The organism is Streptomyces sp. cg35 (assembly GCF_050410835.1).
Taxonomy (GTDB): domain Bacteria; phylum Actinomycetota; class Actinomycetes; order Streptomycetales; family Streptomycetaceae; genus Streptomyces.
On the sequence record NZ_CP191268.1, the window covers coordinates 3752048 to 3773133 of the forward strand.

The 21086-nt window shown below is 73.2% G+C and carries 16 protein-coding genes and 1 riboswitch; of the genes, 1 reads left to right on the forward strand and 15 read right to left on the reverse strand.

What is annotated here, in order from left to right; translation table 11 throughout:
• Positions 1 to 157, reverse strand: a riboswitch (cyclic di-AMP (ydaO/yuaA leader).
• A 181-nt stretch (positions 158 to 338) separates the two neighbouring features.
• From ACQUQD_RS17010 to ACQUQD_RS17050, 9 genes are all read right to left on the reverse strand, one after another.
• Positions 339 to 1328 (reverse strand): transglycosylase family protein, encoded by a 990-nt coding sequence (locus ACQUQD_RS17010; protein WP_428952934.1) that lies wholly within the window; start codon positions 1326 to 1328, stop codon positions 339 to 341.
• A gap of 161 nt (positions 1329 to 1489) precedes the next feature.
• Entirely contained in the window at positions 1490 to 2716 is a 1227-nt protein-coding gene (locus tag ACQUQD_RS17015; RefSeq protein ID WP_428957583.1) for a cytochrome P450 family protein, read from the reverse strand.
• A 96-nt stretch (positions 2717 to 2812) separates the two neighbouring features.
• A complete protein-coding gene (locus ACQUQD_RS17020) occupies positions 2813 to 3838 on the reverse strand; it encodes a nucleoside triphosphate pyrophosphohydrolase (RefSeq protein ID WP_428952935.1) in 1026 nt (341 codons plus the stop codon).
• A 38-nt stretch (positions 3839 to 3876) separates the two neighbouring features.
• Complete coding sequence (locus ACQUQD_RS17025) at positions 3877 to 4554, reverse strand: SurA N-terminal domain-containing protein (RefSeq protein WP_428952936.1); 678 nt, start codon at positions 4552 to 4554, stop codon at positions 3877 to 3879.
• A 136-nt stretch (positions 4555 to 4690) separates the two neighbouring features.
• Positions 4691 to 5533, reverse strand: coding sequence for a glycoside hydrolase domain-containing protein (locus ACQUQD_RS17030; RefSeq protein WP_428952937.1), 843 nt, complete (start codon positions 5531 to 5533; stop codon positions 4691 to 4693).
• Between the two features lie 115 nt (positions 5534 to 5648).
• Positions 5649 to 6383 carry a hypothetical protein gene (locus ACQUQD_RS17035; RefSeq protein ID WP_428952938.1) on the reverse strand — a complete coding sequence of 245 codons (735 nt, stop codon included), beginning with the start codon at positions 6381 to 6383 and terminating at the stop codon, positions 5649 to 5651.
• A 194-nt stretch (positions 6384 to 6577) separates the two neighbouring features.
• Positions 6578 to 8122, reverse strand: a complete 1545-nt coding sequence (locus ACQUQD_RS17040) for a protein kinase domain-containing protein (protein ID WP_428952939.1) — start codon at positions 8120 to 8122, stop codon at positions 6578 to 6580.
• A complete protein-coding gene (locus tag ACQUQD_RS17045; RefSeq protein ID WP_428952940.1) occupies positions 8119 to 8694 on the reverse strand; it encodes a hypothetical protein in 576 nt (191 codons plus the stop codon). Before ACQUQD_RS17045 ends, ACQUQD_RS17040 begins: the two co-directional genes overlap by 4 nt.
• 142 nt (positions 8695 to 8836) lie before the next feature.
• On the reverse strand, positions 8837 to 10915 hold the full coding sequence (locus ACQUQD_RS17050) for an N-6 DNA methylase (protein WP_428952941.1): 2079 nt from the start codon (positions 10913 to 10915) through the stop codon (positions 8837 to 8839).
• 202 nt (positions 10916 to 11117) lie between these two features.
• Between ACQUQD_RS17050 and ACQUQD_RS17055 the strand changes: the two genes are divergently transcribed.
• Positions 11118 to 11963 carry a DUF4190 domain-containing protein gene (locus tag ACQUQD_RS17055; RefSeq protein WP_428952942.1) on the forward strand — a complete coding sequence of 282 codons (846 nt, stop codon included), beginning with the start codon at positions 11118 to 11120 and terminating at the stop codon, positions 11961 to 11963.
• A gap of 35 nt (positions 11964 to 11998) precedes the next feature.
• On the opposite strand, the gene ACQUQD_RS17060 is transcribed toward ACQUQD_RS17055, so the two are convergent.
• From ACQUQD_RS17060 to ACQUQD_RS17085, 6 genes are all read right to left on the reverse strand, one after another.
• The gene (locus tag ACQUQD_RS17060) at positions 11999 to 12763 is read right to left on the reverse strand and encodes an N-acetyltransferase (RefSeq protein ID WP_428952943.1); all 765 of its coding nucleotides are present in this window, start codon (positions 12761 to 12763) and stop codon (positions 11999 to 12001) included.
• A 4-nt stretch (positions 12764 to 12767) separates the two neighbouring features.
• Positions 12768 to 13454, reverse strand: coding sequence for an HNH endonuclease family protein (locus ACQUQD_RS17065; RefSeq protein WP_428957584.1), 687 nt, complete (start codon positions 13452 to 13454; stop codon positions 12768 to 12770).
• 95 nt (positions 13455 to 13549) lie between these two features.
• The gene (locus ACQUQD_RS17070) at positions 13550 to 14410 is read right to left on the reverse strand and encodes an SCO6745 family protein (protein WP_428952944.1); all 861 of its coding nucleotides are present in this window, start codon (positions 14408 to 14410) and stop codon (positions 13550 to 13552) included.
• Between the two features lie 176 nt (positions 14411 to 14586).
• Positions 14587 to 18120 (reverse strand): transcription-repair coupling factor, encoded by a 3534-nt coding sequence (gene mfd, locus ACQUQD_RS17075; protein ID WP_428952945.1) that lies wholly within the window; start codon positions 18118 to 18120, stop codon positions 14587 to 14589.
• Positions 18121 to 18245: 125 nt separating this feature from the next.
• Complete coding sequence (locus ACQUQD_RS17080) at positions 18246 to 19154, reverse strand: polysaccharide lyase (protein ID WP_428952946.1); 909 nt, start codon at positions 19152 to 19154, stop codon at positions 18246 to 18248.
• Between the two features lie 32 nt (positions 19155 to 19186).
• Positions 19187 to 21079 carry a right-handed parallel beta-helix repeat-containing protein gene (locus tag ACQUQD_RS17085; RefSeq protein ID WP_428952947.1) on the reverse strand — a complete coding sequence of 631 codons (1893 nt, stop codon included), beginning with the start codon at positions 21077 to 21079 and terminating at the stop codon, positions 19187 to 19189.
• Positions 21080 to 21086: the final 7 nt, after the last annotated feature.

Sequence of the window (21086 nt, forward strand, 5' to 3'; positions counted from 1 at the left end):
AGATCCCCTCACCGACGCCTACGAGGTGAGCTGTCGGGTTCGGGCCAGTGAGTGCCCGGCCGCGCATCCTTGTGCGCGGCTTAACCCCAAGCCGTCTCGGTCTCCCTGAACGGCACTTACCTGGGTCCCCCGCTCCTGCCTACGGCGCTGACGCGTCGACTGTTCCCGTACGGACGTTGGCAGGATTCGGCGTGACGTCCGTCGGGGCCCGCAGTGGCGAGCGGTGACGACGTTAAGCAGTGGATCCGCCCGATTTCAAAGACGATCAGGGTCTTTGAGACTCATGTCTCACTCGCGCAAAAGTGGACATACGCGCCCCAACCAGCCCTGAACTCCCGCTACTTTTCGCCCGATTCGAGGCCAAGATCCAGACTCTGACCAGGAAGGATGAGGTCGGGGTCGGAGCCGACCGTCTTCTTGTTCAGGTCGTAGAGCGCATCCCACCCGCCGTCGACGTCATGGGCGTCGGCGATGTCCCACAGGTTGTCGCCGGAGCGGACCGTGTACGTCCCTTCGTCGCGCCGCTCCTCGCGGGAGGCGTGACGGCCTTCTCCCGTACGGGAGTCGGAGGTGTCGTCCGTGGCGCGGTCGCCGCGGTGACGGCCGCCGGCGGAGGCGTCGTCCGAGGCCGGGGCGGACGGGGTGGCCGCGTCCGAGGGCTCCTGATCGGCCGCCGAGCCGGAGGCGTCGGCGCTGGGGTCGGTGCCGGAATCGTCGGCGGACTGCCCCGACTTGTCCGACTTGTCGCTTGCCGTGTCGCTCGGGTCGTCGCTCGACGTGTTACCGGAGGTATCGCCCGTCGCGTCGGCTGACGGGGTGTCCGATGTGCCGGACCCGTCGTGATTCTTGTCTCCCGAATCCGTGGCGGAGTCGTCGGCGGAGTCCGAGGAGCCGTCCGAGGAGTCGTCCGACGGGGAGGCGCTCGCGCCCGGGTCGACATCGGCCGAGTCGTCGCTCTTGGTGAGACCGGCCACGATCGAGCAGCTCGGCCAGGCGCTCGGCCCGCGGTCGTCGAGCGCTTTCTCGGCGACGGCTATCTGCTGGGATCTGCTGGCCTCGTCGGCGCGCGCGGCGTAGTCGAGACCGCCGTACTGCTCCCACATCTCCTGCGAGAACTGCAGTCCGCCGTAGTACCCGTTGCCCGCGTCCAGGCTCCACTGGCCGCCGGACTCGCACTCGGCGAGCTTGTCCCACGTGCTGGTGGAGGCGGCGCTCGCGTTGGTCGCGGCGAGCAGCGGGATCGCGATGGCGCTGCCGGTGACACCGGCGGCGACAACGAGAGCGGGTGCCTGACGGGGGCGACGGTGACGACCGTTCCCGGAGAGCATGCGGTTCCCTTTCGCGAGGCTGATGCTGCTGCACGCGACGGGTGATGCGGGAGTGCAGGATGTGCACATGTCGCGATGACTGGTGAACGTAGCGGGACTCGAACGCTTGTCACAAGTCGATGCAGCGCAGATCACGTGAAAGTCACAGATGTGACGGCTCGTCAGTTCTGGTGGGGCGTGAACTCCACCGGCAGCGTGCGCAGTCCACGCATGATGAGACCGCCGCGCCACCGCAGATCGGCCGGATCCTGGGCAAGTCGCAGGTCCGGAAGGCGCGTCAGCAAGGTGGCGAGCGCGGTCTGTCCCTCCAGGCGCGCGAGGGGGGCGCCGAGGCAGTAGTGGATGCCGTGGCCGTAGCCGAGGTGCTGGTTGTCGCGGCGCGCGAGGTCGAGGGTGTCGGGTGCGGCGAAGCGCGCCGGGTCGCGGTCGGCGGCGGCGAGCACGACGAGGACCGGGTCCCCGGTGGCGATGTCCTGGCCGCCGATGGTGAGGGGTTCGGTCGCGAACCGCCAGGTCGCCAGCTCGACCGGGCCGTCGAAGCGCAGCAGTTCCTCGACGCCGGTCGCCAGCAGCCCGGTGTCGCCCTCGGCCAGCGCCCGCTGCAGCCGCGCGCGCTGCTCGGGGTGGGTGAGCAGGGCGTACGTGCCGTTCCCGATGAGGTTGACCGTCGTCTCGAAGCCGGCGAAGAGCAGGATGAAGGCCATCGCCGCGGCCTCGTTCTCGGTGAGGTGCTCGCCGTGGTCGGAGGCGCGGATCAGGCCGGAGATCAGATCGTCGCCGGGGTCGTGGCGCTTGCGGTGGATCAGCTCGGCGAGATAGCCGCGCATCTTCTTCACGGAACGGGCGACGCCGCCGCGCGGCCCTCCCCCGTGCCGGATCATCATGCCCGCCCAGTCCCGGAAGTCGTCCTGGTCCTCGCGCGGAACGCCCAGCAGGTCGCAGATGGCGTAGATGGGGAGCGGGAAGGCGAAGTCGTGGATCAGGTCCGCCTCGCCCTTCGCCGCGAACCGGTCGATCAGGTCGTCGGTCAACTCCTGCACCCGGGGCGCGAATTCGGCCACCGTACGCGGGGTGAACGCCTTCGAGACGAGGCGGCGCAGCCGGGTGTGGTCCGGCGGGTCGATGTTGAGCAGGTGCGTCATCAGATCGGCCTTGCGCTCGCCCGGGATGCCGGTCTTGCCCTTGGCGTGCGACGACCCGTCGTGATGGTCCGGGTTCTTGCTGAGCCGCTGGTCGGCGAGGGCCTGCCGGGCATCCGCGTACCGGGTGACCAGCCAGGCCTCGACGCCGCTGGGCAGGGTGGTGCGGTGCACGGGGGCGTGCTCGCGCAGCCAGGCGTAGGCGGGGTACGGGTCGCTCGCGAACTCCCAGGTGAAGAGTTCGGGCATCGCGGCGGGGGCGTCGTGCGGGGCGGGTGCGTCGTGCGGGGCGGGGCTTTCGGTCACTCCCCGACGGTATCCGCCCCGCCAGGGGCGCTGCGCCGGCTACCCCGCCAGGCCCTCGGCCGCCCGCACCGCGTCCCGGTACACCCGGGCCGCTGCCCTGAGCGCCGCCTCCGGGTCCACCCCGTCCGCCTCCGCCCGCAGGGCGAGCGCCAGCAGTTCGTACCCCACACCGGATCCCGTCGGCACCGGTACGTCGAGCCCCGCCGTGCGCACGCGCGAGCCGAGCTTCGCGGCCAGGGCCAGGCCGGGCTGGCCGACCGGGACGCCGTCCGTGACCGAGGCCCGCTGCTTCTCCTCGGCCTTCGTGCGCAGCCAGTGCTCCTTGACCTCCTCCGGCGTGGACGCGGTGTCGTCGCCGAAGACGTGCGGGTGGCGGTGGATGAGCTTGGTGACGATGCCGCCCGCCACGTCGTCGATCGAGAACGGCGCGGTGTCCTCGTCGGCCTCGCCGGCCGACTCCTCGGCGATGCGTGCGTGGAAGACGACCTGGAGGAGCACGTCGCCGAGCTCCTCGCGCAGTTCGTCCCTGTTCCCCGTCTCGATGGCCTCCACCAGCTCGTACGCCTCCTCGATCGCGTACTTCGCCAGGTCCTCGTGCGTGCGCAGCGAGGACCAGGGGCACTCGCGGCGGATGCGGTCCATGACCTGGACGAGGTCGAGGAGGCGGGCGCCCGGCAGGTCGTACGAGCCGGGGAGCAGTTCGAGGGACGGCATCTGCTCGCGGCCCGAGCCGGCCAGCGTCGCGAGGCCGTCCGTGAGCCGGCGGTCGCCCTCGGCGGTGGCCAGGACGACGACGGTGCGGCCGCCGTCGGCGCAGCGGTCGACGAGATCGCGGGCCGTGAGCGGCGCCGCCGCGACGGTGACCTCGACCCCCGCCTCCTCGAGGTAGGGGAGCTGGGGGTGCGCGGCGTCGGCGCACAGCACCGCGTCGGCGCCGCGCAGGGCCGCCCACGCCTGCCAGGACAGCAGTCCGGGGGCGACCCGGTGGCTGGTGGTGAGCAGGACGATGCGGCCTGCCGCGCCGGTGGTGTCGCTGGTGGTGCCGTGCACCTCTCGATCCTTCACCACTCGAACGTAACGCAGGCCGCGACCGTCCCCCTCCCCTAGGCCGTCTGCTGGGTCTCGGCGGGCTCCTTGGTGATCTGCTTGAGCCAGGGCGTCTCGGCCTCCACGAGGCGGCTGGTGGGGGTCACCTTCCAGGCGCCGTAGCGCGGGTTCAGATCGACGCGCAGCTCCTTGGACGCCGCGCCGAGGGCCTTCCAGAACACGGCCTGGCCCTCCTGCGTCTGCGTGTCGGCGCCGAGCGCGGTCGCCAGCTTCTGCGCCTCGATCTCGGTGCGCAGGCTCTCCGTCAGCCGCTTCGGCGGCACGCTGTACCGCGCCAGCCAGGCGGTCTCCAACTGCTTGGCGCCGCCCGCCTGTTGTTCCAGGCCGGCCCGCATGTCCTGCATCTCCTTGCGGGTGACGGTGATGCCCTGGTCGGTGGCGGCGCGGTGCAGCACCCGGTCGAAGACCATCGTGTGCAGCGTGTTGCGCGTGAGGCCGCCGGTCTTGGCGATGGCCTGCTCGTACTCGCTGTCGGTGGTGACGGCCTGCTGGGCGTCCCGCACCTCGTTCACCCGGCTCTCCAGCTGGGAGACCGTGATGCGCTGGCCGCCCACGACGGCGGCGGCGCCGGGGTGCGCGTCGCCACCGCAGGCGGTGAGAGCGGGGACCGCGGCGATGGCGGCGGCGGACAGGACGAGCGCGGTACGGCGACGGCTGCTGTTGCGGCGGTGCAAGGTGAGCCTCCCTGCGGCGAGTTTGTGCGTCGGTGCACAAAGTCCGATGATCGATGGTAGGAGGTGGCCGCAGGCTCGGCCACCTATTCGACAACGATTCGCCGCGAGTTGAGGTACTCGCTCCGCCCCGCCCGGGTCAGCCGACGAGGGCGACCGGGGCGTCCCAGGCGTTGCGGTCCACGGTGATCGTGTAACCGCCGCGCGTCTCCTTGCTGTTGACCATGTACTGGTGGGCGCGGCTGTGGTTCGTGTAGAGGGACTTCGACCAGGGCCAGTCGGAGGTCGTCGTGTTGACCTTGTCCCACTTGGCGTACCAGAGGTTGCCCGGCAGGTCGGTGCGGTCCTTCTCGGTGGCGATCGCCGCGGCGCTGGAGCTGCTGAAGCCGTAGTAGCCCGCGCGGTACGTCTTGGCGCGCAGCGCCTTGTCGAAGGCGCGTACGTAGGTGAGCACGGCCTTGTTGCAGGACGCGTTCTTGATGTCGTACGGCTCCATGTCCAGGTAGAGCGCGCTGCCCGCCTTCATGCCGAGCGCGGAGGCCTTGGCCACGGCGTCCTTGCCGTCGGCCGCGCCGAGGGACGCGGCGTTCGACGTCGTCATCTTCTCGTTGCGGGTGCCGGTCTGGCAGGGCGGCTGGGCGCCTACGTAGAGGGGGATCAGCTTCCAGCCCTGGGAGTTGACCGAGGTCACCCAGGACCTGGTCAGGTTGGGCTGCGCGCAGCCGCGGTTCTTGCCGCCTATGTAGACGGCGGCGGCTCCGTAGAAGCCGGTGTGCCAGGCCTTCATCGCGGCGACGGACGGCGCTGTGCAGGTGTCGAAGGCGCGGCCGGTGAACGTCTTCTGCGCGGGCCACGTCGTCGCCGCGGAGGCGCTGGTCGCGGCGAACGCGGCCCCCGCCGCGACGACGGCGCCCGCGACGCCCCACGCGACATAGCGGTTGCGCTTGGAGAGCCGGTGACTGCCGGATCCCGCTCTGGACATGCTGTTCCCCACCCCTGTCGCTCGGACTGTTGCGTCGGCTGTTGCGTCGGTTCTTGCTGCGGCTGTTGCCTCGACCGGGCCGGCCGGTGCGGACGGCCCGGTGCTGAACGTCGTGTCAGTGCTGCGCCGCGGAGACCGCGTCGGAGATCTTCGCCGCCAGCTTCCCGGCCGTGGCGGCCCCGTTGTCCTTTCCGTCCGTCGACATGACGCTGATCACGGACGGGCCCACGCGGACGGCGATCAGCGTGGTGCCGTTCTCCCATGTGGGGTCGGTGAGGGTGAGGGTGTACGCGGCGTCGCCGAGGGCGGCCGTCGCGGTGCCGGTGACCTTCACCGTCGACTTCGTGTCGGCGTCCCGGTACGTCGGGCAGGCCTCGGCCGCCTTGCGCAGGTGCGTGAGCACGGTCCGGGCGCCGGTGCCGCGGAAGGTGTCGATCTGCTGGGCGATGTCCGTGGTCGTCGCGCTGTTCACGTAGTCGTTCTGCGCGAAGGAGACGCCCTCGTCGCCGGTGATCGCGAGCCAGCTGGTGCCGCCGAACTTCGTGCAGTCGGGCTTGGCGAGGGCGGCCGGGTCGCTGCTCGGCTCCTGGTAGTCGGTGCCGGTGTCGCGGGCGCCGGACGGATCGACGGCGTAGCCGGCGCCGAAGAACGACGCGGGCGCCAGCGCCTTCTTCAACCGGGCCCCGGTGAGCGGTGCGGGGCTCTTGGCGGCGGCCGACGCGGTGGCGCCGCCGGACGAACCGGCCGTGCCGGACCCGTCGGACCCGTCGGAGGAGGAGCAGGCCGTGAGCGCGAGCGGGAGGGCGGCGGCCACGGCGAGCAGGCCCGCGGCACGGGTGGTGAGGCGCATGAGGGGACGTTCCTTGATCGGCGTACGTGAAGTCGCTGCAGACCCTGATGGGGGGGGAAGGGCAGGGCACGGGCACGCCGGTGGGGGAAGCGCACAGCAAGCGAGCTGATCTTGCCTGGTCACGGCGGTGCGGGCCAGCCAGGAAGCGGGTTTTGGGCGGGCGTTGACCCGATCTTTGCCGGTCGGGCGCGGGGTCAGCCGCGGACCTGGCCGAGCCACTGGAGCGTGCGGCGGACCTCCGCCGGGAACGGATGCCCGGGCCCGTGCAGCCGCTCGGAGTCGTGCAGCAGCCGGACCAGGGTCTCGTGGGCGGCGCCCCGGTCTCCGACGGCGAGCAGCAACTGGCCGATGCGGCGGCGCACTTCGAGGGCGAGCCGCAGGTCCGTGGTCGCGTACTGGTTCTCGTAGTACGGCAGCAGGGAGCGGTACTCGGCGAGTGCCGCGGCCGGTTCGCCGAGGGCTTCCAGGCACTGGGCGGACTCGTAGCGGAACTGGAGCGACTGCGGGTCGGCGTGGCCGGCCTCGGCGGCGCGCTCGTCGGCGAGGCGGCGCAGCTCGGGCAGGGCGCGGCGGTACTGGCCGTCGTCCATGAGCGTGGCCGCGTACTGCTTGCGCAGCGTGCGCACGACGGGTGAGTGCTCGCCGTGCTGGGCGGCCGCGGCGGGCAGGATCGCGCCGAGGATGTCGACGGCCTGCGTGATGCGGCCCTCGCCGAGCAGGCGCTTGACCTCGTCGACGGCGCGCGCGACGTCCGGGCGCTCGCCCTGCAGGTCGGACCCGGCGGGCTGCGGCGCGGGCGTGCGGGCCCGGTCGGGCCAGGGGGCGTGCGGGCGCAGGAACGGGCGGGTGGGGTCCAGCGGATGGCCGGTGGGCACGCCGCGCGCGGGCAGCAGCGGGAGCAGTTCCTCGTACGTCTGCTGGGCGGAGGCCGGGCGGTGCTGCGGGTCCTTGGCGAGCAGGCGCAGGACGAGGTGCTGCAGCGCCTCCGGTACCTCGGGGCGCAGCTGACGCACCGGCACCGGCGCCTCGTACAGGTGGCGGTGGAGAATGCCGAGGGCGGTGGTGCCGGCGAACGGGACGTCGCCGCTGAGCAGTTCGTGCAGCAGCACGCCGAGCGCGTACAGGTCGGTGTACGGGCCGACCGCGCCGCCCATGGCCTGCTCGGGTGCCATGTAGGCGGGCGTGCCGATGGGCGAACCGGTGTGGGTGAGGCGCGTGGTGTCGGTGTCGAGGACGGAGGCGACGCCGAGGTCGAGGACGGTGACGGTGCCGTCCTTCTTGACCATGACGTTGCGCGGCTTGAGGTCCCGGTGCACGATCGGCACCGCGTGCACGGCGGAGAGCACGGCGCACAGCTGGGCGGCGACCGAGACGGCCCACGGCCACGGGTACGGGTCGTGCTCGGCGAGGTGGTCGGCGAGGTCGGAGCCGTCGATGTACTGCATGACGAGGTACAGCTCGTCCCCGTCGCTGCCCGCGTCGTGCACGGTGACCAGGCCGGGGTGGTCGACCTGTGCGGTGACCCGGCACTCGCGCAGGAAGCGGCGGCGCAGCTCGTCGGCCTCGGCTCCGGCGACGCGGTCGGGGCGCAGCAGTTTCACGGCGACGCGGCGGTCCAGGCGCTGGTCGTAGGCCGTCCAGACCTGGCCCATGCCGCCCTGGCCGATGAGTGTGGACAGTTCGTACCGCTCGGCGACGATGCGGCCGACGCTCGCCGCGCGGGAGGGCTGTGCGGTCACCGGCCGCCGTCCTGCTTGCGCAGGTAGTCGCTCAGTTCGTCCAGCTCGGCGCGGACCTGGTCGATGCGCTGCGGGGGCTGGCCCTGGTTCTGGTTCTGCGCAGCGGGCGGCGGGGTGGGCGTGGGTGCCGGGCCCGGGGCCTGGGTCGGTGCGGTGGGCGCCTGCTGCGCGTAGGGCCGGGGCTGCACCGGCGGGTATCCGTAGCCGACCGTGGGGGCCGTCGGCGGGTAGGGGGCCGGGGCCACGGGCGCCGGCCGCGGTCGGCGTATGTCGAACACGAGGAAGTGCGCGGCGCTGGCCGCGGCGATGATCAGGACCAGGGCGAGCGCCACGTCCGTGCGGTGGTCGTCCTCAGGGAGCGAACCCACGATGGCGAGCAGGGTGAGGGTGACGGGCAGCGCGATCCACGCGGCCACCCAGTCCAGCGGCTTGCCGCGCAGCACGGCGACCCGGAACAGCGGGACGCACGCCAGCAGACCGCAACTGAGCACGGACAGCGCGGGGAACAGCACCCTCAGGGTGATGACCGTGCCCTCATTGCGCGAGGGCGGCGCCGCGCCGGGCCCGTACATGTCTGCTCCTGGTCGCTCGGACTGTGTGGGACGTACGACGGTGCCGTCCTGGTTCCTTCGAGCGTATAGGCCGATTCGGGCCACGGGCATCGGTTGTGCCGAACCGTTGCCGTAGCGATTCCGGGGCCGCGGGCTCCGGTTCTCATTCCGGCGCGACGGTGCCGTCCGTCAGACCGTCGTGAAGTCCCTGGACGAGCTGCTCTCCGAGTCGGCCGGCCAGTCGCAGCGCGTCCTCGAAGGCGGCCAGCGACCTGAACCGCGCGCCGTATCCGGCCTGTTCGGCCAGGGGCAGGCGCGGCAGCTGGAGGCGCCGCACGTCGAGCCGGGTCGCGGTGGAGGCGTAGCTGCTGGCCTGCCGGTTGTTGGCGGTGCCGCGCAGGAACCCGGCGAGGAACCAGGGGTCGAGCGCGGCCGGGTCGGGCCGCAGCAGGGCGAGGCCCCGGCCGAGGGCGGCGCCCGCGGTGGCCTCGTCGACGACGCGGGCGGTGGCGCCGCCGCCGACGACCGGCACGACGACGTCCCCGGCCGCCAGGAGGACGGGTTCGTCGTCTCCGGTGTAGGTGCCGGAGGGTGCGGTGCCGGTGAGCACGTCGTGGTCGGTGAGCGCGGGCACGCGCGCGTGCCCGCCGACGCCGCCGGTCGTGGCGGCGGTGCGCAGGGTGAGGGCGCCCGCGCGCGCGAGTTCGCCGACCGTGGTCTGCGGCCAGCGTGCGGGGGACGCGGCCGCGGGCGCGTCCTTCGGGGCGAGCTTCGTGGTCAGGCGCAGGGTGTCGGCGAGCCGCTCGCGCACGGCGGTCAGCTCGCCGGCGCCGCCCGCGGCGACCGGGGGCGGCAGCCGGCGGGCGGGCGCGAGGTCGACCTCGTCGTCGAGCAGCTCGATGACCGGCACGGAGCGGGCGAGCCCGGGGCGCTCCGCCAGCGAACCGGCGCGGTCGAAGGTGCGCCAGGCGTCGAGCACGGCCTCCTGCACGGCGGCCCAGGCCTGCTTCTCCCGTACGTCGCCGGACGCGGTGCCCGTGGTGTCGACGAGCAGCAGCTCGGGTGCCGCGGGGACGGCGGCGGCCGGCCGGCGCAGGACCCACAGGTGCAGCGGGATGTTGTTCGGCGGGACGGCTCCCGCGGGCAGGGCGATCACCGCGCGCAGGGCGCCGCGGCGCAGCAGGTCGGCGCGGATGCGGCGGCCCGAGCGGCGGGAGGCGACGGCGGGCGGCATCAGGAGCACGGCGGTCCCGCCGTCCTTGAGGCGGGCCAACGCGTGCTGCACCCAGGCCAGTTCGGACTCGGTGCGGGCCGGGAAGCCGTACTCCCAGCGCGGGTCGTAGGCCAGCTCGTCGTGGCCCCAGCCGCGCTCGTTGAACGGCGGGTGGGCGAGGACCACGTCGGCCCGTACGTCGCCGAGGGTGTCGCCGCGCAGGGTGTCGGCGGCGGCGGTGCGGACGGCGGGCGCGGAGCTCTGCTCGTCCTGCCCGTCGAGGGCCAGGCGCAGCGCGGTCAGGGCGGCGAGCTCGGCGGCGGCGTCCTGGCCGTAGAGGCGCTGTCCGGGGCGGACGTCGAGGGCGCGCACGGCGTGCAGCAGGGCGCCGGTGCCGCAGGCCGGGTCGAGCGCCGTGCCGGCGGGTCCGGCGAGCGCGGCCATCAGTTCCGCGGGGCCCGGCGGGGTCAGCGTGTACTGGCGCGGGTTCGCGTCGAGCTGGCGGCCGAGGAGGAACGTGAAGGTGCCGCGCGCGCCCAGCTCGGCGGCGAGGTCGGCGGCCGCGCGCAGCAGCGGCACGGACGGCAGCAGGTCGGTGGACGCCGGGGTGGCGAGGGCTCGCTCGGTGGCGTGTCCGAAGCGCGGGGTGAGGACGCCTTCGAGTGCGGCGGGCAGCCGCTCGGCGAGGGCGTGGTCGTCGTCGGTCGCGGTGAGCGCGAGCCATTCGGTGGGCCGGTCGTGCACGAGCAGCAGGGCGCTCCCGGCGTGCAGCAGCGCGGTGACCGGGCCCGCCGGGTGCCCGGCGAGCTGCTGCCACACGCGTTCGCGCAGCGGGACCTCGGCGAGCTTGCCCTGGGCGCGCAGCCAGTCCTCGACCTCGGCGAGGGCGAAGGAGGGGCTGGTCTCGGTGCCGCCGACGGGCTTGGGGAAGTCGGCGTGCCGCCGCCGCCAGTTGCTGACCGCGGCCCGGCCCACCCCGGCGAGCCGGGCGATCCCGGCCGCCGTCACCTCTGTCGCGTTGTCCTGCACCGCGTCGGCTCCCCTCGTGGCATTGGTGTGTACGCCCGACCTTAGCGACTTCCGCATAAGAACCCGGTTCACAAGTGTGCAGACGTTGTTTCGCGTGAACGCGGTTGACTCGGTTCACACAACATGGTCTGCTTAACCCAGCCAACCGCCGGATACACGGAAAGCCGGGGGGAGGTTGGCGTCTCTCATCACGGAGGAATCCATGTCCCAGACCCAGCAGCACCCCCAGTACCCGCCGTTCCAGCCGCCGCAGCAACCGCAGCAGCAGATCGCGCGCAACGGTCTGGGGACTGCGGCGCTGATCCTCGGCATCATCGGCGCCCTGTCCGGTCTGATACCGATCATGTTCTGGCTGGCCGGCGTCCTCGGCGTGGTCGCCCTGATCCTGGGGCTGACGGGCCGCGGCCGCGCCAAGCGGGGCGAGGCCACGAACAAGGGCGTGGCGCTGGCGGGCGTGATCCTCGCGGTGCTGTCCCTCGGCCTCGCGGCCTTCGGCGCGTACACCACGTTCAAGGCCGTCGGCGACGCGGTGGACGAGATCAACAAGTCGGTGTCGGACACGAAGGCCAAGGACACCAAGACGTCCGGCGACGCGAAGGACAAGGGGACGTCCGACAGCGGCACGGGCGAGAAGAGCGACGAGAAGCCGGACGCCGGCAAGGCGCTCGAAGCGGGCGACTCCGTGGTCTACGACGACGACCTGACGGTGACGGTGTCCAACGCGGTGGCGTACAGCCCGAGCGAGTTCGCGGCGGGCCACACCAAGGGCAACCACGCGTACAAGGTCACCGTCACGGTCACCAACGACAGCAAGGAGAAGTTCGACTCGACCCTGCTCACCGCCGACGCCCGCGCCGGCAAGGACGGGGTCGACGCCGAGCAGGTCTTCGACGAGAAGGTCGGCACCGGTTTCGACGGCACGATCCTGCCGGGCAAGAAGGCCACGGTCGTCTACGCCTTCGACACCCCGGCCGCCGCCAAGAACCTGACGGTCGAGGTCACGCCGAGCTTCGAGTACGACGCCACGCAGTGGGACCTGAAGCTGTAACCGTCCCGAGGGGGGTCATCGGATGCGGCACGCGCTCACAGCGCGTGCCGCATCCACACGTTCGCCTCGACGTACACGGCGTGGTCGCTCTCCGGCTCGCAGCGCACCGGCGCCAGCGCGCCGGGCACCTGCACCGGCCCGGCGGTGTCGAAGGGGAGCTCGGTCCACGCCCGCCACTGCTCCAGCGAGCCGGACACGGTCATCGAGGCCGGCGCGACCTTGTCGATGACGGCGCCCGCGCGGGCGTGCACCCGCAGCCACGGGTCGCTCGGCAGCCCGTCCGACTCCCGTACGCGGTAGGCGTATTCGCTCATCGGCACGTTCGGCTCCAGGTGCTTGGCGCTGGGCCGCACGGGGGCGACGACCTCGCGGAAGCCGCGGCCGCGCGCGTTGTCCCGCATCGCCGCGAGCATCATCCCGGACAGGCCCTTGCCCTGCATCGCCGGGACGATGGTGATCTCGATCGCGCTGACGGTGTCCGGGGCGATCCCGGCTCGCCGGTCGGCGAACGACCACTGCAGCACCTGGTCCCAGCCCCGGTCCGGCAGCTGCCCGCGCCCCTCGGCGTGCAGGGCGAACGGCACGCTGAAGCCCCGGGCCACCACGTCCCCTTCGGCGTCGGTGGCGACGAGCACGTACTCGGGCAGCTCGTCGCGGATGCGGGGCATCAGCAGCACGGCGACCGGGTCCTGCACGGCGAAGAGCGGCCAGGTGTCCGGCATGCCCCACATCGCCTCGGCCAGTTCGGGCCGCTCGGCGAGCGTGGTGATGGTCAGGTCGGGGGCGGGCGGTGCGTTCATGGAGTCATCGTGCATGGAAACGGGACGGCGCCGCAGTCGGATTTCCGCCGGTGGGCAGCTTCTGGTCCGGGCAGGTGCCGAGCACCTTCTTCATGGCGTCGCGCTCGGCGGCCGTCACCCACACCTCGTACTTCTTCTTCACCGCGACCTGCCCGGCGACGTAGGTGCACCGGTAGCCCTTGTTGGGCGGCAGCCAGGTGGCCGTGTCGCCGTCCCCCTTGCTGCGGTTGGGGGTGGCGTCGACGGCGAGCAGGTTCAGCGGGTCGTTGGCGAACGCGATGCGCTTGCTCGGCTCCCACCGGAAGGCGCCCTTCTGCCAGGCGTCGGACAGGGCGACCAGATGGTCGATGTCCACCTTGCTGCGCCCGCGGGTGAAGGTGATGTCCTTGCCGCCGTACGGGTCCGGGGTGAGCGAGCCGGCGGTGACCTTGCAGTCCCCGTCCGAGAAGCGGACGGACTTCAGGTCCCGCTTGAGGATGTCGTCGCGGGTGTCGCAGCCGTTGGAGTCGGTGTCGGCCCAGGCGCTGCCGAACCGTTCCCTCGCATAACCGGTCTTGGGCGCGCGGCCCTTGACGGTCAGCCCGTCGACGGCGGCCAGCGCGCTGCCCGACTTGCCCTGCGGCTCGGGCCCCGCCTCACCGCCCGCCTTGTCCGTCTCGGCCTTGCATCCGGTGACGGCCACGGCGGCCATCAGCACGACGGCCGCTCCCCGCCCAGCGCCTCGCAGCACGGAGCTACCTCCCCTTTTGTTCGATTTCGACCCAGCTCACCGTACCTGAGACAAGATCACACCTTGCCGATCCCCAGGGTCGTCACCGACGGCAGCAGCCCCGATCCCAGCACAGTTACCCACAACGGGCCGAGCAACTCGGCGAGTTCGGCGGTCGCCTCGGAGCCGACGGCGCGCCAGGGGCGCGCCGCGAACGCGTCCGTGCGGGACTCGACCTCCGCGCGCAGGGCGCGTCCGGCCTCGGTGGCCGCCCCCTTCTCGTCCAACAGGCCACGCCCGGCGAGCCGTTGGCGTGCCGCGTGCCAGTCCTCGTCGGCCCAGCCACGGCCGGCGAAGGTCTCGGTGGGGGCGGCGCCGATCGCCGCGAAGGAGACGAGCGCCTCGGCCGGGTCGAGTTCCGCGGTGAGCAGCGCGGCGAGGTGCCCGTCGCCGCGGTGCTCGCGCAGCACGGTCGCCGCCTGCCACAGGACGAGGTGCGGGGCGTCGGGCCAGGGCAGTTCGGCGTTCGCGGCGGCGAGCGGGCGGCCCTCGGTGTTCACGGCCTCGGCGGCGCGCCGGGCGAGCGCGGCGGCCCGCATCACCTCGGGGGTGTCGAGCACGTCGCCGAAGAGCGCCCGGTAGGCCCGGTCGATGCCGCGCAGCCGCCCGGCCAGGACGTCCTCGGGCGAGGCCACCTTCCAGGCGCCCGGGACGTGCTCGGCGACCCTGTCCGGGCTGAAGCTGTAGAACGCGGACGTGACGCGCCGGGCGCCGGGCGCGCCCAGCGGGGCGGACCGCCAGGCGAAGTAGCTCGGCCACCGCTCCCCCACCTCGTAGCCGAGCGCGGCGGCCTCCTCGAAGACCTCGGGCGCGTAGTAGAGCACGGCGTGCAGCGGTTCCAGCAGGTGCCACATCTGGCGGACCCTGGCGTCGGACATGGTGGTGCCCCTCCCCTGTCGGCGTGCTCGGAATGGCCGGTCAGAGGATCCCCGTACGGACACCATGAACGCCACCGGAACGCACAAGCCCCTGCGGCGATCGAGGAGCGGGGTCCGGGGCAGAGCCCCGTGACCTCGGCCCCTCGCCGCTTCAGCTCACTACGACCCCAAACTCGCTACGACCCCAGGATCGACGCCAGGAACTCGCCGACCCAGGCCAGCAGTTCCCGCCCGACCAACGGCTTGCCGCCCACCTTCGCCGTCTTCGGGCGCGGGACCAGGATCTGGTGCGTGGCCGCCTTGATCACCGTGCCGGGGTAGAGCCGCTTGAGCCGCAGTTCCTGCGACTCCCTCAACTCCACCGGGGCGAAGCGGATGTTGGCGCCCTGGAGCACGATCTCGCCCACCCCGCACGCCCGCGACAGCATGCGCAGACCCGCGACGAGCAGCAGGTTCTCGACCGGCTCGGGCAGCTTGCCGTAGCGGTCGACGAGTTCCTCGCGGACCTGCTTGACGTCCTCCTCGGTGTTCGCGGAGGCGATGGCGCGGTAGGCCTGGAGCCGGAGCCGCTCGCCGGGCGCGTAGTCGTGCGGGACGTGCGCGTCGACCGGCAGCTCGATCTTGACCTCCAGCGGCGGCTCCTCCTCGACGCCGCCTTCGAGCGAGGCGCGGTAGTCCGCCACCGCCTCGCCGACCATGCGGACGTAGAGGTCGAAGCCGACGCCCGCGATGTGACCCGACTGTTCGCCGCCGAGCAGGTTGCCCGCGCCGCGGATCTCCAGGTCCTTCATCGCGACGTACATGCCCGCGCCCATCTCCGTGTGCTGGGCGATCGTCGCGAGGCGCTCGTGCGCCGTCTCCGTGAGCGGCTTCTCCGGCGGGTACAGGAAGTAGGCGTAGCCGCGCTCGCGGCCTCGGCCGACGCGGCCGCGCAGCTGGTGGAGCTGGCTCAGGCCGAAGTTGTCGCCGCGCTCCACGATCAGCGTGTTCGCGTTCGAGATGTCGATGCCGGACTCGACGATCGTCGTCGAGACGAGCACGTCGAACTTCTTCTCCCAGAAGTCCACCACGACCTGCTCCAGGGCCTGTTCGGACATCTGGCCGTGGGCCGTCGCGATGCGCGCCTCCGGGACGATGTCGCGGAGCCTGGCCGCCGCCCGGTCGATGGACTCGACGCGGTTGTGGATGTAGAAGACCTGGCCCTCGCGCAGCAGTTCGCGGCGGACGGCCGCGCCGATCTGCTTCTCCTCGTACGGGCCGACGAAGGTGAGCACCGGGTGGCGCTCCTCGGGCGGCGTGGTGATCGTCGACATCTCGCGGATGCCGGTGACCGCCATTTCGAGCGTACGGGGGATGGGGGTCGCGGACATGGTGAGCACGTCGACGTTGGCCCGCAGCTTCTTCAGCTGCTCCTTGTGCTCGACGCCGAACCGCTGCTCCTCGTCGACGATGACGAGGCCGAGGTCCTTGAACTTGGTCTCGGAGGAGAAGAGCCGGTGCGTGCCGATGACGATGTCGACGGAGCCGTCGCGCAGCCCCTCCAGGGTCGCCTTGGACTCCGTCTCCGTCTGGAAGCGGCTCAACGCCTTCACGCTGACCGGGAATTGGGAGTACCGCTCGGAGAACGTGCCGAAGTGCTGCTGCACGAGGAGCGTCGTCGGGACGAGGACGGCGACCTGCTTGCCGTCCTGGACCGCCTTGAACGCGGCGCGCACCGCGATCTCGGTCTTGCCGTAGCCCACGTCACCACAGATGAGGCGGTCCATCGGGACCGTCTTCTCCATGTCGTCCTTGACCTCGGCGATGGTGGTCAGCTGGTCGGGCGTCTCCGCGTACGGGAACGCGTCCTCCAGCTCCCGCTGCCAGGGGGTGTCCGGGCCGAACGCGTGGCCCGGCGCCGCCATGCGCGCCGAGTACAGCTTGATCAGGTCGGCGGCGATCTCCTTGACCGCCTTCTTGGCGCGCGCCTTCGTCTTGGTCCAGTCGGCGCCGCCGAGCCGGTGCAGCGTCGGGGCCTCGCCGCCGACGTACTTGGTGATCTGCTCCAGCTGGTCCGTGGGGATGTAGAGCCGGTCGCCGGGCTGGCCGCGCTTGGCGGGCGCGTACTCGACGACGAGGTACTCGCGGGTCGCGCCCTGGACCGTGCGCTGCACCATCTCGATGTAGCGGCCGACACCGTGCTGCTCGTGCACGATGTAGTCGCCCGATTCGAGGGTGAGCGGGTCGATGGTCTTGCGGCGCCGGGCGGGCATCCGCTGCCCGTCCTTGCCGGCGGTCCGCTGGCCCGTCAGGTCGGTCTCGGTGAGGACGGCGACCTTCAGCTCGGGGTGGACGAAGCCGACTTCGAGGCTGCCGCAGGCCACCTGCACCACGGCCGGGGCCAGTTCGGCGAGGTCCTTGTCGAGGCGGGCCGCGATGCCCTCGCCGCCGAGTACCTCGACGGTGCGGCTCGCGGGGCCGTGCCCCTCGGTGACGTAGACGGTGCGCCAGCCGTCCTGCAGCCAGCCCTTGGTGTCGGCCAGCGCCTTGGCGGTGTCGCCGCGGTACGTCTCGGGGGCGTGCATGCCGAGCTGGAGCGTGTCCGTGTCCGAGCCGGCGGCGTCCGCCGCGAACGGCGACACCGACCACCACATCATCCCGAGCTCGCGCGCCCGGTCCCGGACGTCCGCGATGGACCAGAGCGAGGCGGCGCCCACGTCGATGGGGGCGTCACCGCCGGTCGCCGACGCCGCCCAGGACGCCTGGAGGAACTCCTGGGAGGTGGCGACGAGGTCGGCGGCCCGGGTGCGCACCCGCTCGGGGTCGCAGACCACGGCCATGGACCCGGCGGGCAGCACGTCGAGGAGCAGTTCCATGTCGTCGACGAGGACGGGCGCGAGGGACTCCATGCCCTCGACCGCGATCCCTTCGGCGATCTTGCCGAGGAGCTCGCCCAGCTCGGGGTGCTGCTCGGCGAGCTCGGCCGCTCTCGCGCGTACGTCGTCGGTGAGCAGCAGCTCCCGGCAGGGCGGCGCCCACAGTCCGTGCTCGGCGATCTCCAGGGACCGCTGGTCGGCGACCTTGAAGTAGCGGATCTCCTCGACGTCGTCGCCCCAGAACTCGACGCGCAGCGGGTGTTCCTCGGTCGGCGGGAAGACGTCCAGGATGCCGCCGCGGACGGCGAACTCGCCGCGCTTCTCGACCAGTTCGACCCGGGCGTACGCGGCCGCGGCCAGCGCCTCGACGGTCTCGCCCAGATCGGCGCTCTGCCCGCTGCGCAGCGCGACCGGCTCCAGGTCACCGAGCCCCTTGACCTGCGGCTGCAGCACCGAGCGCACAGGCGCGACGACGACCGACACCGGGCCGGTCTCGGGGTCGTCGGGGCGCGGGTGCGCGAGGCGGCGCAGTACGGCGAGGCGGCGGCCCACGGTGTCCGAGCGCGGGGAGAGCCGCTCGTGCGGCAGCGTCTCCCACGACGGGTACTCGACGACGCCGTCCGGCGGCAGCAGCGAGCGCAGCGCCGCGGCCAGGTCCTCGGCCTCGCGTCCGGTGGCGGTGACCGCCAGCACGGGACGCTTCGCCTCGCGGGCGAGGGCGGCCACGGTGAAGGGGCGGGACGCGGGCGGGCCCACCAGGTCGATGTGCATCCGGTTGCCGTCGCCGGCGGCCTTCACCGCTTCGGTGAGGGCCGCGTCCTTGACGACGGCGTCGAGCAGTCCGTACAGACTCATGGGGGCCTTGGCCTTCCCGGTCCAGGGGGGTGGGCAACGCAAACGGCCCGGCACGTCTCACGGGCCGGGGTTTCCAGACTACGTCGCCCCGCCGACACCCGCCGACCGGCGCCCGTTCCCCCGGTTCAGCGCCCCGTGCCGGGCGGCGGGCCGAGGGCGCGGTTGGCCACGGCGAACGCGGCGAAGTCGGCGTACTGCGTGCGCGGAGTGGCCCAGCTGGGGTCGCCGCCGCCGAAGAACGTCGAGAAGAAGACGCCCGCGATGCGCAGCTCGTCGGTGGTCCGGAACACCAGGCCGTCGCTGTGCAGCACCCGGCGGCCGTCGACGTGGACGGTCACCGAGCCGTCGGAGTGCCCGGACCGGTTGAGTGTCACGGCCTGTTCCACGCACGCCCAGCGGCCGACCGGCCAGGACCAGGAGCCGCGGCCCAGCGAGGTGCCGTGCACCTTCGAGGTGGGCAGGTACGCGTACACCTCGCCGCGGCCGCCGGAGCGCCACATGTAGCGGGTGGACAGCCCGTCGGCGCCGTCGGGGATGCGGCCGCCGCTGGTGGCCGTCCCGCCGTACAGGCCGGGCAGTTTGCCTCCTTTCACGAAGTCGAAGCCCGCGGGGAAGCGCAGGCAGTACCGCAGGTGCAGCCGGTCGACCGGCCCGGTGCGCAGCGGCAGGTAGAGCTGGGTGCCGCCCTCGGGCCGGTCGTAGGTGCGCGCCACCGTCGGGCTGGCCGAGCCGGCCGGGTAGCGCACCCGCAGCACCGGCCCGGGCCCCGGGCCGCCGCCGGGCAGCAGCTCGGCGCGGTCGAGGCCGAACGAACCGGCGCGGCGGGCGCTGACCTGCGCGCCGAAGAACCCGGCCACGGCGCCCGGGCCGCCGGTGGGCCGCGGGCCCGACGGGGTGCCGGGCGACGGCGTACCGGGCGACGGTGTGCGGTCGTCCGCGTCGTCGTCCTCGTCGTGCTTCGAGCCGGAGGAACAGCCGACGAGGACCGCCCCGGCCGCGGCGGCTCCCGCCACCATGAACTGGCGCCTGCGCATGGCTCTTCCTCCTTGGCTCGCTGCGCACCGCGTCACGCCGTGTTGCGGACGTGGCGTGCGACCTTCGGCGGCGCGGTCCTGCGGTGCCGGACCTGGTGGACGGTCTGCAGCAGGGCCGCGAGACCGAGTGCGACCAGCGCCGCGAGGCCGAGCCAGGGGAAGGGCGGCAGGCTGACCTCGGTGGCACCGTGCCGGTGCACCGCGCCGTCCCCGGCGAGCGCGACGGGCGCCCGCACCCGGGAGTCGGTCAGGTCGAGCCGGGCGCCCGCCTCGGCGTCGACGCCCTTGCGCCGCGCCAGCACGTCCAGGCCGACGGCGGTCACCCGCGTCCGTGGGGCGAGGTGCACCCCGCGGCGGGCCCCGCCGACGGTGAGCCGGTCCAGGCTGGCCGGCCCGCGCAGGTCGACGGCGGTGAGCGCGCCGGTGACCGAGGTGCCGCTGACCCGCAGGCCCGGGGACGCGGAGGACAGGCCCTTGCGGGACGCGCCGCCGATCCGCACCCCGGACAGGGACACGCCGCGGGTGGTCCCGGAGGCGGTGATCCCGAACTGCCGCGCACGGATGTCCAGGTCGCGCAGCGCGACCTGCCCGGCCTCGCCGCGGACGGCGACTCCGGTGACGGAGTCGCGCAGGACGGTGCCGTCGACGAGGACCTGCGATCCGGCAACCTCGATGCCGCGTGCGAAAGCGGTCACCTCGCCGCCGCGGACGGTCACGCCGCCGATGCCCGCGGCCAGCGACATCCCCGTACCGCTGCCGTCGCCGGCCAGGTCCGGCCTGCTCACCGTCACCCGGGAACCCGCGCCGAGCACGGCGAGCGCGGTCGGCGTCACGCGCACCACGGGCCGCCGTACGGTGCAGGAGGCGCAGGACATCAGCCGGATGCCGCCGCCCTCGTCGCCGTACGAGACCGGATCGGTCAGGGTGAGGCGGCGCTGGGGCGTGGCCCGGATGCCCGCGCCCCGGTTGGCGGTGGTGGTGACGTCGGCCAGCACGCGGCCGTCGGTCCCGCCCACGACGACGCCGTGCCGCCGGCTGGTCCCGGCGGACAGCCGGCGCACCGTGGTGCCGCGGTCCCCGTTCAGGACGACGCCGTCCTCGGCCGACCCCGCCACGGTGACCCGGTCGAGCCGGACGCCGTGGGCGCCGGTCAGACGCAGCCCGGTCCGGTTGCCGCGGAACGTCGAGGCGACCGCGCGGCCGGTGCTGCCCCGGCCCCAGGTGACTCCGGACTCCCCGCCCGGGGCGGCGCCGGGGCGGCCGAACCCGGTGACGGTCGAGCGCACGACGTCCATCCGGCCGCCCGCGCCCATCGCGAGGTACGGCCGCCCGGCGGTGGAGTCCGCCGCCGGACCGCCGCCGGTGCCCGCGGCCACCGAGCGGAGCGTGGCGCCTTCCAGGTCGAGGACGGCGCGGGAGCCCTTGATCCAGGTGCCGGCGGCGGCGGTCCGTCCGGCGGTCAGCAGGACGGTGCCGTCGGCGGGTCCGATCTGCAGGGCGCTGCCCGGCGCGAGCAGGATCGCCGAGAGCACCCGCATCGTGGGGCGCCTGCCCGGTTCGTACGTGACCCAGCCGCGCCCGGCGTTCGCCGAGAGCCAGCCGGGGGTGACGGTGCCGGGGCCCGGATACAGCCGGCGCACCACCTTCCCGTGCCGGACCAGGGCGACGGTGCCGGGCCGCAGCACGATCAGCCGGTCCGGCCTGCCGTTGCGCCGCCAGGCCGCGACGTCCGGGTCACGGTCCGACCGGGCACCGGGCTGCGAGACACGGTCCGGGGCCGGTTCCGCCGGGGGCAGGGTCGGAGGCAGTGTCGGGGCCAGGGTCGGAGGCAGCGTCGGGGCCAGGGTCGGAGGCGCCGGTTCCGGGGCCGAGGTCGGGGGCGCCGGAGCCGACGTCGGGGCAGCCGGAGGCGAGGTCGGTTTCACCGGAGGC